Annotated in this window: 13 protein-coding genes, 2 pseudogenes and 2 other annotated features; all 15 genes and pseudogenes read left to right on the forward strand. The window is 43.0% G+C overall.

Going from position 1 to position 14,658, the window contains the following annotated elements; all coding sequences use genetic code 11:
• The first annotated feature begins 97 nt into the window (after positions 1-97).
• Positions 98-835 (forward strand): protein export-enhancing protease (spore outgrowth), encoded by a 738-nt coding sequence (gene tepA / locus BSU_16790; protein NP_389561.3) that lies wholly within the window; start codon positions 98-100, stop codon positions 833-835.
• Complete coding sequence (tepJ, locus tag BSU_16799; protein ID YP_003097729.1) at positions 832-1,044, forward strand: modulator of TepA activity (spore outgrowth); 213 nt, start codon at positions 832-834, stop codon at positions 1,042-1,044. The genes tepA and tepJ overlap by 4 nt, the downstream gene beginning before the upstream one ends.
• Positions 1,045-1,174: 130 nt before the next feature.
• Positions 1,175-3,538, forward strand: a complete 2,364-nt coding sequence (gene spoIIIE / locus BSU_16800; RefSeq protein NP_389562.3) for a spore DNA directional translocase (motor ATPase) — start codon at positions 1,175-1,177, stop codon at positions 3,536-3,538.
• Positions 3,539-3,681: 143 nt separating this feature from the next.
• On the forward strand, positions 3,682-4,407 hold the full coding sequence (gene ymfC, locus BSU_16810; RefSeq protein NP_389563.1) for a putative transcriptional regulator (GntR family, possibly involved in biofilm formation): 726 nt from the start codon (positions 3,682-3,684) through the stop codon (positions 4,405-4,407).
• A gap of 138 nt (positions 4,408-4,545) precedes the next feature.
• Positions 4,546-5,754, forward strand: a complete 1,209-nt coding sequence (bcbE, locus tag BSU_16825; RefSeq protein NP_389564.2) for a bacillibactin exporter — start codon at positions 4,546-4,548, stop codon at positions 5,752-5,754.
• Between the two features lie 179 nt (positions 5,755-5,933).
• Positions 5,934-7,214, forward strand: coding sequence for a putative metalloprotease (gene ymfF, locus BSU_16845; protein ID NP_389566.2), 1,281 nt, complete (start codon positions 5,934-5,936; stop codon positions 7,212-7,214).
• Complete coding sequence (gene ymfH / locus BSU_16860) at positions 7,211-8,497, forward strand: putative processing protease (RefSeq protein NP_389568.2); 1,287 nt, start codon at positions 7,211-7,213, stop codon at positions 8,495-8,497. The genes ymfF and ymfH overlap by 4 nt, the downstream gene beginning before the upstream one ends.
• Before the next feature lie 54 nt (positions 8,498-8,551).
• Entirely contained in the window at positions 8,552-9,280 is a 729-nt protein-coding gene (efpI, locus tag BSU_16870; protein NP_389569.2) for an EF-P-5 aminopentanone reductase (EF-P repair enzyme), NADPH-dependent, read from the forward strand.
• 80 nt (positions 9,281-9,360) lie between these two features.
• Positions 9,361-9,618, forward strand: a complete 258-nt coding sequence (ymfJ, locus tag BSU_16880; RefSeq protein NP_389570.1) for a putative enzyme — start codon at positions 9,361-9,363, stop codon at positions 9,616-9,618.
• Positions 9,619-9,747: 129 nt separating this feature from the next.
• Positions 9,748-10,200: a sequence feature (Evidence 4: Unknown function but conserved in other organisms), on the forward strand.
• A pseudogene (ymfKn, locus tag BSU_16890) lies at positions 9,748-10,200 on the forward strand. (Overlaps the previous feature by 453 nt.)
• Positions 10,199-10,537, forward strand: a sequence feature (Evidence 4: Unknown function but conserved in other organisms). (Overlaps the previous pseudogene by 2 nt.)
• Positions 10,199-10,537: pseudogene (ymfKc, locus tag BSU_16900) on the forward strand. It overlaps the preceding feature by 339 nt. The pseudogenes ymfKn and ymfKc overlap by 2 nt, the downstream one beginning before the upstream one ends.
• 66 nt (positions 10,538-10,603) lie before the next feature.
• Positions 10,604-11,470, forward strand: a complete 867-nt coding sequence (gene rodZ, locus BSU_16910; RefSeq protein ID NP_389573.3) for a cell shape determination factor — start codon at positions 10,604-10,606, stop codon at positions 11,468-11,470.
• 49 nt (positions 11,471-11,519) lie between these two features.
• The gene (gene pgsA / locus BSU_16920) at positions 11,520-12,101 is read left to right on the forward strand and encodes a CDP-diacylglycerol-glycerol-3-phosphate 3-phosphatidyltransferase (RefSeq protein ID NP_389574.2); all 582 of its coding nucleotides are present in this window, start codon (positions 11,520-11,522) and stop codon (positions 12,099-12,101) included.
• Between the two features lie 17 nt (positions 12,102-12,118).
• Positions 12,119-13,369 (forward strand): competence-damage inducible regulator, encoded by a 1,251-nt coding sequence (gene cinA, locus BSU_16930; RefSeq protein ID NP_389575.2) that lies wholly within the window; start codon positions 12,119-12,121, stop codon positions 13,367-13,369.
• Between the two features lie 172 nt (positions 13,370-13,541).
• Positions 13,542-14,588, forward strand: coding sequence for a multifunctional SOS repair factor (gene recA, locus BSU_16940; protein NP_389576.2), 1,047 nt, complete (start codon positions 13,542-13,544; stop codon positions 14,586-14,588).
• Positions 14,589-14,658: the final 70 nt, after the last annotated feature.

The following is a 14,658-nucleotide window of genomic DNA, read 5'->3' on the forward strand; positions in this document are numbered from 1 at the left end:
AGCTGCTCCGGTCTTTATTTTTTGTCCTTCAAGCCGGGATTGAATGAAGTATCTTTGTTCATAATACAAAGAGAAACTCGGAAAGGATGAAAGCGAGATGGATCATCGTATGGAAAACACAGAAGAAGAGCGTCCTGAAAAAAATGATGCGAAGGACAGCATTATGAATAAAATACAGCAGCTTGGTGAAACGACGCTTCCGCAGCTGCCCCAAGATACAAATATTCATTGTCTGACCATTATCGGACAAATTGAAGGCCATGTTCAGCTTCCTCCGCAAAACAAAACAACAAAATATGAACATGTCATCCCGCAGATTGTGGCAATTGAACAAAATCCCAAAATTGAAGGCTTGCTGATCATATTAAATACTGTCGGAGGAGATGTTGAAGCTGGTCTTGCCATAGCGGAAATGCTTGCATCTTTATCGAAACCGACCGTTTCTATCGTGCTTGGCGGGGGGCATTCAATCGGCGTTCCGATTGCTGTATCCTGTGATTACAGCTATATCGCCGAAACAGCAACGATGACGATTCATCCAGTTAGGCTCACCGGGCTGGTCATCGGGGTGCCGCAAACGTTTGAATACCTGGATAAGATGCAAGAAAGAGTTGTTAAATTTGTGACAAGCCATTCCAATATAACCGAAGAGAAGTTTAAAGAGCTAATGTTTTCAAAAGGAAACTTAACACGCGATATCGGAACAAATGTAGTCGGTAAGGATGCAGTTAAATACGGATTGATCGATCACGCAGGCGGTGTCGGACAGGCAATCAATAAACTGAATGAGCTCATCGATGAAGCAAGGAAAGAAGAAGGACGGATGATTCAATGATTCTTTATACCGTGATGCCTCAGGAAATTGTGTTTGCAGAACAGAACCAAGAGACAAGCGCACATGAGCAAATTGAATATAAAGGTGTACCGCTTCTAGTCGAAATGAAAGGGAATGAAGCGGAAGTCATTCAAATCATGAGCACCAATCCAATGCATTTTCTGCATCCGGACATTTCACCGGGACAAAAGCTGAAATTAAACGTATAAGAATCCAACCCTTTTTTAAGGGCAAAATATGCTATAATAGGGGAATCCTACAGAAAAAACGCAGCCTGTAAACGGCTGCTTTCTTCATTATGTATGAACTTACATTTTTTAACGCAGTAAGGTGATGAGTGTGGCAAAGAAAAAACGAAAATCAAGAAAAAAACAGGCGAAACAGCTCAATATAAAATACGAGCTCAACGGATTGCTGTGTATAGCCATTTCAATTATCGCAATCTTGCAGCTGGGGGTAGTCGGGCAAACGTTTATCTATTTGTTCCGCTTTTTTGCTGGAGAGTGGTTTATTTTATGCTTGTTAGGTTTATTGGTGTTAGGAGTCTCACTGTTTTGGAAGAAAAAAACCCCAAGCCTTTTAACGAGACGAAAGGCCGGGTTGTACTGTATTATCGCAAGCATATTGCTGCTTTCTCACGTGCAGCTATTTAAAAATTTGACGCACAAAGGGTCTATTGAGTCTGCAAGCGTGGTGCGCAATACGTGGGAATTGTTTTTAATGGACATGAATGGCAGCTCTGCTTCACCTGATTTAGGCGGAGGGATGATCGGTGCGCTGCTGTTTGCGGCTTCACACTTTTTGTTTGCGTCGACTGGTTCTCAGATCATGGCAATTGTCATGATTTTGATCGGAATGATTTTAGTAACAGGACGCTCGCTGCAAGAAACGCTAAAAAAGTGGATGAGCCCGATTGGACGTTTTATAAAAGAACAATGGTTAGCATTTATTGATGACATGAAATCCTTCAAATCAAATATGCAGTCATCGAAAAAAACGAAAGCGCCGAGCAAAAAACAAAAACCGGCCCGCAAAAAACAGCAAATGGAACCGGAGCCTCCTGATGAAGAGGGGGATTATGAAACAGTATCGCCTCTTATTCATTCAGAGCCGATTATCTCAAGCTTTTCTGATCGTAATGAAGAGGAAGAGTCTCCAGTTATAGAAAAGCGCGCCGAACCTGTGTCGAAGCCGCTTCAGGACATCCAACCGGAGACAGGTGATCAGGAAACTGTTTCTGCTCCTCCTATGACCTTTACAGAGCTCGAAAATAAGGATTACGAGATGCCGTCACTGGATTTGCTGGCAGATCCGAAGCATACCGGCCAGCAGGCTGATAAAAAGAATATTTATGAAAATGCGAGAAAGCTTGAACGCACATTCCAAAGCTTTGGCGTAAAGGCGAAAGTCACACAGGTTCATCTCGGACCGGCCGTAACAAAATATGAAGTATATCCTGATGTCGGAGTGAAGGTTAGCAAAATTGTCAATTTAAGCGATGATTTAGCGCTTGCGCTTGCTGCGAAGGATATCAGGATCGAAGCGCCTATACCAGGCAAATCAGCAATCGGAATTGAAGTTCCAAACGCAGAAGTGGCAATGGTTTCGCTGAAAGAAGTGCTGGAGTCTAAATTGAATGACAGACCGGATGCGAAGCTGTTAATTGGACTCGGCCGCAATATTTCAGGTGAAGCTGTATTGGCTGAGTTAAACAAGATGCCCCACCTTTTGGTCGCAGGCGCAACCGGTAGCGGGAAAAGTGTCTGTGTCAACGGCATTATTACAAGTATTTTAATGCGGGCGAAACCGCATGAAGTGAAAATGATGATGATCGATCCTAAAATGGTAGAGCTAAATGTCTACAACGGGATTCCGCATTTGCTTGCTCCTGTTGTAACCGATCCGAAAAAAGCGTCGCAGGCTTTGAAAAAGGTTGTCAATGAAATGGAGCGGCGGTACGAATTATTTTCTCATACGGGTACAAGAAATATTGAAGGATACAATGATTATATAAAACGCGCCAACAATGAAGAAGGAGCGAAACAGCCAGAGCTGCCTTATATTGTTGTCATTGTGGACGAGCTAGCCGATCTCATGATGGTCGCTTCATCTGATGTGGAAGATTCGATTACGAGATTGTCCCAAATGGCGCGGGCTGCCGGCATCCATCTTATTATTGCGACACAGCGGCCATCGGTGGATGTTATCACAGGGGTGATCAAAGCGAACATTCCGTCACGAATCGCGTTCAGCGTATCTTCACAGACGGATTCAAGGACCATTCTTGACATGGGTGGCGCTGAGAAGCTTCTTGGCCGCGGCGATATGCTGTTTTTACCTGTAGGGGCTAACAAACCTGTCCGTGTGCAGGGAGCATTTTTGTCGGATGACGAAGTGGAGAAGGTCGTCGACCATGTGATTACTCAGCAGAAAGCGCAATATCAAGAAGAAATGATTCCTGAGGAGACGACGGAAACTCATTCCGAGGTTACTGATGAACTTTATGATGAAGCTGTTGAATTAATCGTCGGCATGCAGACGGCATCTGTTTCAATGCTGCAAAGAAGATTCAGAATTGGCTATACGAGAGCGGCGCGCCTGATTGACGCAATGGAGGAACGCGGTGTTGTCGGACCGTATGAAGGCAGCAAACCTAGGGAAGTATTATTATCAAAAGAGAAATATGATGAGCTCTCTTCTTAATGAAGGGAGTTCCGCTTTCTATAGTTGTCAATAATGATATTATGTAAACTGATCACCTTTCTATTTATTTTTTCGACAAAACATGATATAGTTGTCCCAATTGTTCAATAATTTTTATCGAAAGTGGTTTACGGAGGGGAAACATGTCTACAAAAGCTGATAATCGGCACTTGTATTTGAAAGTAATTGAACGAATTAAAGAGGATATAAAAAATGGGATCTACACTGAGAAGGAAAAGCTGCCTTCTGAATTTGAGCTTTCCAAAAAGCTTGGTGTCAGCAGAGCGACGCTAAGAGAAGCCTTGCGGATACTGGAAGAAGAGCATGTGATTATCAGAAGGCATGGTGTAGGCACTTTTGTCCATTCTAAGCCGTTATTTCTTTCGGGTATTGAACAGCTGAACAGTGTAACCAAGATGATAGAACAGGCGAATATGACCCCTGGCACGATTTTTCTATCATCACAAGTGCTTATGCCGTCTGAAGATGATACGAAGAGATTTCACTTGGCAGAAGGGCAAGAACTTTTTTACCTTGAACGAGTCAGGACAGCTGACGGACAGCCGATTGTGTATTGTATAGACAAAATTCCGATGAATATTTTGCCGAATTCTTTTTCTCATCAGCAAGAATCTATGTTTGACCTGCTAGAGAAAAATTCAGGCTCCGTAATCAGCTATGCAGTAACTGATATAGAACCGATCGGCTATCACGATACCATTTCTCCAGTGCTTGAATGCGATCCGGAAACAGCTCTTTTGCTGTTAAAACAAACCCATTACGATCAGCACGATAAACCGGTGCTTTATTCTTTAAATTATTTTAGAGCGGATAAATTCAGATTTCATGTTTTGCGTAAACGATTCTAAAAACGGACGCCTGTATGTGTCTGTTTTTTTATTTGCACTGATTCATGTTTCTTTGTACATACTTTCATTCCGGTTAACGCAATATATAAGGGATGACAAGAAAGTGAATGGGTGAAAATGTTGAGAGAGAAAAATGGAATGAAAAATATTATTGCATTGTCTTCTGTCCCGCTTGTGATGACACTCGGGAACTCCATGCTGATTCCTGTTCTTCCGATGATGGAGAAAAAGCTGTCTGTGACTTCATTTCAAGTATCTTTAATCATTACTGTATATTCAGTAGTAGCAATTATTTGCATTCCGATTGCCGGATATTTGTCGGATCGTTTCGGGAGAAAAAAAATATTGCTTCCATGCCTCCTCATTGCAGGATTGGGGGGAGCCGTAGCTGCTTTTGCCTCGACCTATATGAAAAATCCTTATGCTATGATCTTGGCGGGGCGGGTTCTTCAAGGCATTGGTTCTGCAGGTGCCGCTCCGATTGTCATGCCGTTTATCGGCGACCTGTTTAAAGGAGACGATGAAAAGGTCAGCGCGGGTCTTGGCGATATTGAAACCGCCAACACGTCAGGGAAGGTACTGAGTCCCATACTTGGAGCCTTACTGGCTTCTTGGTATTGGTTTGTACCGTTTTGGTTTATTCCGTTTTTCTGTTTGATCAGCTTTTTGCTCGTATTGTTTTTGGTGGCCAAGCCTGAAGAAGATGAAGATGCGCCTGCTGTTTCTGAGTTTATTAAGAGTGTGAAGAAAATTTTTAAACAGGATGGTCGCTGGCTTTATACGGTCTTCATTATCGGGTGTGTCATTATGTTTTTGTTATTTGGCGTATTATTTTATTTATCAGATACGCTGGAGAACAAGTATGCTATTGACGGAGTAGCTAAAGGCGGATTACTGGCAATCCCACTTTTGTTTTTGTCAACCAGTTCTTTTATAGCTGGCAAAAAGATCGGTAAAGATAAAGGCCGAATGAAATTTTGCGTTGTTACAGGAATGATTCTGTTAACCCTTTCGTTTATTGCCTTGTGGTGGAACCACAGTTTTTATTTTTTATTTGTCTTTTTAAGCTTTGGCGGGATTGGGATTGGAATGGCTCTTCCTGCTTTAGATGCATTGATAACCGAAGGGATTGAAAGTGAACAATGCGGAACCATTTCCTCCTTTTACAATAGCATGCGCTTTATAGGAGTAGCTCTCGGTCCACCTGTTTTTGCTGCATTAATGTCTAATGCAAACTGGATTATTTTCATACTCTCGGCGTTTTGCAGCATCGTTTCTTTATTTTTAGTGCTCTTTACTGTAGATGCTAAAAAAAGTGAAGAAGAAAAAAACTTAGGGACGGTCTAGCCAGCCGTCTTTTTTTGCGCTTTCTTGCACAGTTTACAACTGTACCTATACAGCATGCGGAGGTTATTGTTTCCTTATAAATCCTACAGTTGCTATAATTACATGAAAGAGTGTTTCTGCGGATGCTGAAAATTGGTCATAATACATACTAATTAAGAAATGAACGAAGGAGGTTCCATATGTCATATGTTAATGAACTCAAATCAAAGCACGGCGGTTTAACCGCACACATTGTAAAAACAGAAAAATTCAAAACCGTCTCGCTTATTTTTAAGATGCTTGCGCCGCTGACAAAGGATCAAGTCACCAAAAGAGCGCTTCTCCCGCATGTGCTTCTTCGCGGAACGAAAAGCCATCCGAAAACCGCAGGATTGCGTTCATACTTGGATGAGCTGTACGGCACGTCAGTATCGGCTGATCTTACGAAAAAAGGAGAGCGGCATGTCATTACGTTCAGGCTTGAAATCCCGAATGAAAAATATTTAAAAGACCAAACGCCGCTTCTCGAGAAAGGGCTCCAGCTTCTCGCAGAACTCGTCTTTTCACCTGCTTTGGAGGGAGACGCTTTTCAGTCACAATATGTGGCTCAAGAAAAACGGACGCTTAAGCAAAGAATCCAAGCCGTCTATGATGATAAAATGCGTTATTCGAATTTAAGGCTGATACAGGAAATGTGCAAAAATGATCCTTACGCGCTTCATGTCAATGGTGAAATCGACGATGTCGATGACATTACGGCAGAGCAATTATACGAAACATACCAAAGCGCTATCCAAAAAGACCAGCTTGATCTATATGTTGTTGGCGACGTGGACAGTAACCAGGTACAATCGGCAATTGATAAGTATTTCAAAACAGAAGAGCGCACTCTTGGCATGATTGAAAACAATCACGCTGATGAAAAAGTTCAGCCAAAAGAAGTAATTGATGAAGAGGATGTCAAGCAAGGAAAACTGAATATCGGCTACCGCACCAGCATCACTTATACAGATCAGGATTATCCTGCTTTACAAGTGTTTAACGGATTGTTCGGCGGATTCTCTCATTCTAAACTTTTCATTAATGTTCGGGAAAAAGCCAGTCTTGCTTACTACGCGGCTTCGCGTATAGAAAGTTTTAAAGGCTTGTTAATGGTGATGTCAGGCATTGAAGTGAAAAATTTTGAACAGGCGGTTTCGATTATTGCTGAGCAATTCCAGGCAATGAAAAATGGCGATTTCAGTGAGCAGGATATAGCACAGACAAAGGCCGTTATTCGAAATCAAGTGCTGGAAACGATTGATACAGCATACGGTTTATCTGAGTTTTTATATCAGCAGGCCGCTGCTCAAGTCGAGATTCCTATCGAAGACTTTCTTGCCAATATTGAGAATGTCACAAAAGAGGATATCATTAAAGCCGGCGAAAAGATTCAGCTTGATACGACTTATTTCTTAAAAGGGACGGAGGGTGCATCTTGATCAAACCAATCGAATATGAACAGCTTCAGGAGACGCTGTATCATGAAAAAATGTCCAACGGCCTTGATGTTTACGTTTTGCCGAAAAAAGGCTTCAACAAGACATATGCGGTCTTTACAACAAAGTACGGCTCGATAGATAACCGGTTTGTCCCTTTAGGTAAAAACGAGATGGTTCACGTGCCGGACGGGATTGCTCACTTTCTTGAGCACAAGCTGTTTGAGAAAGCGGACGGAGACGTTTTTCAAGATTTCAGCAAACAGGGGGCTTCTGCCAATGCGTTTACGTCATTTACAAGAACGGCTTACCTTTTCTCAAGCACATCAAATGTTGAACGCAATTTAGAGACGCTTATCGATTTCGTACAGGACCCATATTTTACTGAAAAAACGGTTGAAAAGGAAAAAGGGATTATCGGGCAGGAGATTAATATGTACGACGATAACCCTGATTGGAGGCTTTACTTCGGGGTCATTGAAAACATGTACAAAGAGCATCCTGTCAGAATTGACATAGCGGGAACAGTGGAAAGCATTTCACATATTACAAAAGACCTTCTTTATGAATGCTATGAAACGTTTTATCACCCGAGTAACATGCTCCTTTTCATTGTCGGCCCTGTAGATCCTGAAGCGATTATTTCTCAGGTAAGAGAAAACCAGGGGAAAAAGCCGTATACTGATCAGCCGGAGATCAAACGAGAAGAAGTGAAAGAGCAAGAAGCGGTTTTCCGAAAAGAAAAAGAGATCAAAATGAACGTGCAGGGACCGAAATGCCTTGTTGGGCTGAAATCCAAAAATCCGTTTAAATTAGGCAAAGAGCTCTTAAAGCATGAACTTTCAATGAACTTATTGCTTGAAGCTCTTTTTGGCAAAAGCTCTGCCCAGTATGAATCACTTTATGAAAAAGGATATATTGACGAAACGTTCAGCTTTGATTTTACTGCTGAATATGGGTTCGGTTTTGCGGCGATCGGCGGAGATACGCCTGAGCCTGATCAATTGGCTGAAGACATTTCAAGCATGCTTTTGCGCGCCGGTGAACTGATTACTGCTGAAAAGATTGAACTTGCCAGAAAGAAAAAGATCGGCACATTCTTAAAAGCGCTGAATTCCCCTGAATACATCGCCAATCAATTTACCCGTTATGCGTTCTTGGATATGAGCCTGTTTGATGTTGTAACGGTACTCGAGCAGATTACCCTCGAGGATGTCCAGAACGTAATACAAGAGGAAATCGCTGCAGACAGACTGACTGTCTGCAAGGTTGTTCCTAAATCATAAACAAAACATCCCTCCAGTGTGAGGGGTGTTTTTCTGCGGAAAGAAGGAAAGAGGATGAACAAAACAGCACTAATCACCGGAGCAAGCGGCGGCATTGGCAAAAGCATCAGCGAAACCCTTGCAGCTAGAGGATACAATCTGCTGCTGCATTACAATACAAATCAAAACGCGGCAGCGGAGCTTGCTGAAAAACTAAGTCAGATGTTTGGCGTAAATGCGGAGATATTACAAGCTGACCTGTCCGCGCAAGATGGAGCAGATAAGCTGACAAGTTCAATTGTTCAGCCGATTGATGCGATTGTTTTAAACAGCGGACGAAGCCATTTTGGGCTGATTACGGATGTAGATAACGCAACGGTCCAGGAAATGGTTCAGCTTCATGTGGCGAGTCCGTATATGCTGACGAGAAACCTTCTGCCAGGCATGATTCGGAATAAATCGGGAGCGATTGTGGCTGTCAGCTCGATTTGGGGAGAGACTGGAGCATCCTGTGAAGTGTTGTACAGCATGGCAAAAGGAGCTCAGCATTCATTTGTAAAAGGATTGGCTAAGGAGCTGGCGCCAAGCGGAATCAGAGTAAACGCCGTAGCGCCGGGTGCAGTTGATACAAATATGATGAATCAATTTACCCCGGCTGAAAAAGAAGAGATCGCTGATGAGATTCCGATCGGCCGGCTGGCCCGGCCGCAAGAAATTGCGGATGCAACAGCTTTTCTCCTGTCTGAAAAAGCGTCATATATCACCGGCCAAATTCTGTCGGTGAATGGCGGCTGGCACTGCTGATCCGAAAATATTCGGTGTATAGTTTCTTTTGCGAAGGACACAATAATCTTGTAACTTCACATGAAATGGAGGAAACAAGCATGTCAGTATTAGAAAACTGGGATAGCTGGAAAAACTTCCTTGGCGACCGTCTGAACTATGCGCAAGATAAAGGTATGAGCCAGGATACGATTACAGATCTTGCGACAGAAATCGGCAGCTACTTGGCTAATGAAGTGGAATCTAAGAACGAGCAGGAAAAAGTGCTGGCAGATCTTTGGAGTGTAGCATCAAAAGATGAACAGCACGCCATTGCCAATATGATGGTTAAGCTTGTTGAAAATAACAGCACTCACTAGGAAGAGAGGGGATTTTTCCTCTCTTTTTTATGTTTTCCTCATCACAGCAACATTCTTCTTTCTAATTAGAGAAAAATGCTTTATGATAAAGGAAGGTAAAATTTTGCCACAATGAAGGGGGTATATCATTTGGCAAAGCTCGAATGGTATTTTGAATATGAAATTCAAGTGAACCGCCCCGGACTGCTCGGGGATATTTCATCTCTTCTTGGGATGCTTTCTATCAACATCGTAACGATAAACGGCGTCGATCTTTCCAGAAGGGGAATGCTCCTCAGGTGCCGCCATATAGATCAAATTAAACGATTAGAATCAATCTTAAAAACGATGGAAACAATTAAAGTAACGAAGCTTAGAGAACCGAGGCTTCGCGACCGTCTTGCCGTACGCCACGGCCGTTATATTCAACGGGATGCCGATGACAAGAAAACGTTCCGCTTTGAACGGGACGAGCTTGGCTTATTAGTCGATTTTATGGCCGAATTGTTCAAAAAAGAAGGCCATAAATTAATCGGAATCAGAGGTATGCCGCGTGTCGGGAAAACGGAATCGATTGTAGCCTCTAGTGTGTGCGAGCAAAAGGTGGCTGTTTGTGTCATCAACCTTGCTGAAGCAGACGATAAGAAGCCAGCTGATTGCCGATGAATACAGCACTGAAAATGTCTTTATCGTTGACGGAATTGTGTCAACACGAAGAGGGTCAGAACGCCATCTCCAGCTGGTCCGAGAAATCATGCGGCTGCCTGCAACAAAAGTGGTGGAGCATCCGGACATATTCGTTCAAAATACAGAGTATACACTAGATGACTTTGATTATATTATTGAACTGAGAAATGACCCTGATGAGGTTATTACATATGAACATGCCGAGGAACCCCAAATGTTTGATCAATCCGGGTTTTCAAGCTTTGATTTTTAAAATTGGAAGGTGTTTGTTGTGACTGAACTAGGAATCCGGCTCAAAGAAGCCAGAGAGGAAAAAGCAATGTCATTGGATGATCTCCAAGCGGCAACAAAGATTCAAAAAAGGTATTTAACCGCCTTGGAGGAAGGAAACTATGACATTATTCCGGGGAAGTTTTATGTTCGGGCATTCATCAAGCAATATGCAGAAGCCGTTGGGCTTGATGCGGATCAGCTGTTTGAGGAGCATAAAAAAGATATCCCTAATACGTATCATGATGATGTGTCTGAAAAGATCTCCGGCATGAATCTTCAAAAGGAAATGCCAAAGCCAGCATCTAAGGCGCTGGAGCTGCTGCCAACAATACTTGTTATTCTCGGCGTGATTGTCGTGATTGCCATTGTGTACGCGATCATTCAATTTGCCAATCACAAAAACAGTGATGATCACAATGCGGCATCAGAAAAAGCAATTACGCAAAGTGAGAGCAAGTACGAAATCCCTAAAGATTCAACGCTGAAAGAGAATCAAAATAACAGCTCTGAAAAAGAGACAGACACTAAAAAAGAAACGAAAGAAAACGAAGATAAGAAAAAAGAAAATGACAGTGAGAAGCTGGAGATTAAAGCTGCTGGCACTGAAGGATCGTTAACGACTTATGAAGTGTCCGGCGCTGATAAAATCGAGCTGGAACTGAAGGCATCAGACAGCTCCTGGATTAGAGTGCGCGATGAAAACAGCAGCTCTTTAAAAGAAGGAACGCTGAAAAAAGACGAAACCTATAAAAAAGACATAACTGATCAGAAACAAGTTGATATCCGCACCGGATATGCACCTAATCTGAAAATAAAAATCAACGGTAAGGTTCTTTCATATGAACTTGATCCGAAAAAAGTGATGGCACAAACCATAAAGATTGTAAATAAAAAGGAAGAAAAGTCATCTTAATTACCAGATGACTTTTCTTCACGTCCGAGTATGAAATTGGAGGGGCTTTATGTTTAACTTACCAAATAAAATCACACTAGCTAGAATCGCATTAATCCCAATCTTCATGATTATCATGCTGGCGCCGTTTGACTGGGGCAGGCTCGAAGTTGGAGACGAATCCATCCCGGTCGCACATTTGGCGGGGGCCATTCTATTTATTATTGCATCTACAACAGACTGGGTGGACGGGTATTATGCCCGAAAATTAAATCTCGTAACAAACTTCGGGAAATTTCTTGATCCGCTTGCGGACAAACTGCTCGTATCCGCAGCGTTAATTATCCTTGTTCAATTTGATCTCGCTCCAGCTTGGATGGTCATTGTGATTATCAGCAGGGAGTTTGCCGTGACAGGTTTAAGGCTTGTCTTAGCCGGAACAGGAGAAGTCGTAGCTGCTAACATGCTTGGTAAAATCAAAACCTGGGCACAGATTATTGCGGTATCTGCATTGCTTCTTCATAATCTTCCATTTGAACTTGTGTCATTCCCGTTTGCAGACTTGGCGCTGTGGGTAGCCGTCTTCTTTACTGTCGTCTCAGGCTGGGAATATTTCTCTAAAAATTGGGAAGCGTTAAAAACATCTAACTAAGAAAGAAGGACTTCGTCATGGAATTTCCAAAAAAAGCAGAAATAATTGCAGTCGGTTCAGAGTTGCTGCTTGGTCAAATCGCCAATACAAATGCTCAATTTATCAGCAAACAGCTCGCTGAAATCGGGGTCAACGTATTTTATCATACAGCGGTCGGAGATAACCCGGAGCGGCTGAAGCAGGTCATCCGCATTGCTGAAGAACGCTCTGACTTCATTATTTTTTCAGGAGGGCTTGGACCCACAAAAGATGATCTGACGAAAGAAACGATTGCAAATACGCTGGGACGTCCGCTTGTGTTAAATGATGAGGCATTCCAATCCATTGAGGACTATTTCAAACGAACAAAACGCACGATGTCACCTAATAACCGAAAACAGGCGCTTGTGATCGAAGGCTCTGACGTGCTGGCGAATCACTTTGGAATGGCCCCGGGAATGCTCACAGAGCATGAATCGCGCTATTATATGCTTCTTCCTGGACCGCCGAGCGAATTGCGTCCAATGTTTGAAAACGAGGCAAAGCCTCTTCTGCTGAAAAAGATGGGTTCAAATGAAAAAATTGTGTCAACTGTTCTTCGCTTTTTCGGTATCGGTGAATCTCAGCTTGAAGCCGATTTGGAAGATATTATTGATGCACAAACCAATCCGACAATTGCGCCTTTGGCGGCTGATGGAGAGGTGACGCTGCGTCTGACAGCCAAACACGCCGATGAAAAGGAAACAGAGCGTCTGTTAAAAGAAACAGAGGCCGTTATCTTAGAGCGTGTCGGTGAATTTTTCTATGGTTACGATGATACTTCTCTTGTAAAAGAGCTATCTATAGCATGTAAGGAAAAAGGCATAACAATTTCTGCGGCAGAAAGCTTTACCGGAGGGCTGTTTTCTGAATGGCTGACGGATCATAGCGGTGCCTCAAAATTATTTGCCGGGGGCGTTGTTTGCTATACAAACGACGTGAAGCAGAATGTGCTTGGTGTCAAGAAGGAAACATTAGATCGTTTTGGGGCGGTCAGCAAGGAGTGCGCATCCGAACTGGCTAAGGGTGTTCAAAAACTCACTGGCAGCGATATCGGCATTAGCTTTACTGGTGTAGCAGGACCTGATGCTCAAGAAGGGCATGAGCCTGGGCATGTGTTTATCGGCATTTCCGCAAATGGTAAAGAAGAGGTTCACGAGTTTCACTTTGCGGGCTCCAGAACGGGGATCAGAAAACGCGGCGCTAAATACGGCTGCCATTTAATCTTAAAGCTTTTAGAGCAAAAATAATATTTTCAGCACATTATCCTCCTAAGAAAACATGATTTCTCTGATACATTATGATATTTTGATAGGAATCACGCCAAGAAAAAATCCGAATATGCGTTCGCTTTTTTCTTGGCAAATCCCTTCAAACAGGGTATAGTATATGTAGTGGTAACATAAAGGAGGAAAAAATAGAATGAGTGATCGTCAGGCAGCCTTAGATATGGCTCTTAAACAAATAGAAAAACAGTTCGGCAAAGGTTCCATTATGAAACTGGGAGAAAAGACAGATACAAGAATTTCTACTGTACCAAGCGGCTCCCTCGCTCTTGATACAGCACTGGGAATTGGCGGATATCCTCGCGGACGGATTATTGAAGTATACGGTCCTGAAAGCTCAGGTAAAACAACTGTGGCGCTTCATGCGATTGCTGAAGTTCAGCAGCAGGGCGGACAAGCCGCGTTTATCGATGCGGAGCATGCGTTAGATCCGGTATACGCGCAAAAGCTCGGTGTTAACATCGAAGAGCTTTTACTGTCTCAGCCTGACACAGGCGAGCAGGCGCTTGAAATTGCGGAAGCATTGGTTCGAAGCGGGGCAGTTGACATTGTCGTTGTCGACTCTGTAGCCGCTCTCGTTCCGAAAGCGGAAATTGAAGGCGACATGGGAGATTCGCATGTCGGTTTACAAGCACGCTTAATGTCTCAAGCGCTTCGTAAGCTTTCAGGGGCCATTAACAAATCGAAGACAATCGCGATTTTCATTAACCAAATTCGTGAAAAAGTCGGTGTTATGTTCGGGAACCCGGAAACAACACCTGGCGGCCGTGCGTTGAAATTCTATTCTTCCGTGCGTCTTGAAGTGCGCCGTGCTGAACAGCTGAAACAAGGCAACGACGTAATGGGGAACAAAACGAAAATCAAAGTCGTGAAAAACAAGGTGGCTCCGCCGTTCCGTACAGCCGAGGTTGACATTATGTACGGAGAAGGCATTTCAAAAGAAGGCGAAATCATTGATCTAGGAACTGAACTTGATATCGTGCAAAAAAGCGGTTCATGGTACTCTTATGAAGAAGAGCGTCTTGGCCAAGGCCGTGAAAATGCAAAACAATTCCTGAAAGAAAATAAAGATATCATGCTGATGATCCAGGAGCAAATTCGCGAACATTACGGCTTGGATAATAACGGAGTAGTGCAGCAGCAAGCTGAAGAGACACAAGAAGAACTCGAATTTGAAGAATAAAAATAAAATAAGTTTCAAATGATACAAAAGGCTGAGTGAAAAACTCAGCTTTTTTGTATTTTGCAAAAAA

The sequence above is a fragment of the Bacillus subtilis subsp. subtilis str. 168 genome (assembly GCF_000009045.1).
GTDB classification, from domain to species: domain Bacteria; phylum Bacillota; class Bacilli; order Bacillales; family Bacillaceae; genus Bacillus; species Bacillus subtilis.

Excerpts from the sequence above, each read along its gene's own strand:
- tepA (NP_389561.3), top strand. The coding sequence starts at position 98 with ATGGATCATCGTATGGAAAACACAGAAGAAGAGCGTCCTGAAAAAAAT.
- tepJ (YP_003097729.1), top strand. The coding sequence starts at position 832 with ATGATTCTTTATACCGTGATGCCTCAGGAAATTGTGTTTGCAGAACAG.
- ymfC (NP_389563.1), top strand. The coding sequence starts at position 3,682 with ATGTCTACAAAAGCTGATAATCGGCACTTGTATTTGAAAGTAATTGAA.
- bcbE (NP_389564.2), top strand. The coding sequence starts at position 4,546 with ATGAAAAATATTATTGCATTGTCTTCTGTCCCGCTTGTGATGACACTC.
- ymfF (NP_389566.2), top strand. The coding sequence starts at position 5,934 with ATGTCATATGTTAATGAACTCAAATCAAAGCACGGCGGTTTAACCGCA.
- efpI (NP_389569.2), top strand. The coding sequence starts at position 8,552 with ATGAACAAAACAGCACTAATCACCGGAGCAAGCGGCGGCATTGGCAAA.
- ymfJ (NP_389570.1), top strand. The coding sequence starts at position 9,361 with ATGTCAGTATTAGAAAACTGGGATAGCTGGAAAAACTTCCTTGGCGAC.
- rodZ (NP_389573.3), top strand. The coding sequence starts at position 10,604 with ATGTCATTGGATGATCTCCAAGCGGCAACAAAGATTCAAAAAAGGTAT.
- pgsA (NP_389574.2), top strand. The coding sequence starts at position 11,520 with ATGTTTAACTTACCAAATAAAATCACACTAGCTAGAATCGCATTAATC.
- cinA (NP_389575.2), top strand. The coding sequence starts at position 12,119 with ATGGAATTTCCAAAAAAAGCAGAAATAATTGCAGTCGGTTCAGAGTTG.
- recA (NP_389576.2), top strand. The coding sequence starts at position 13,542 with ATGAGTGATCGTCAGGCAGCCTTAGATATGGCTCTTAAACAAATAGAA.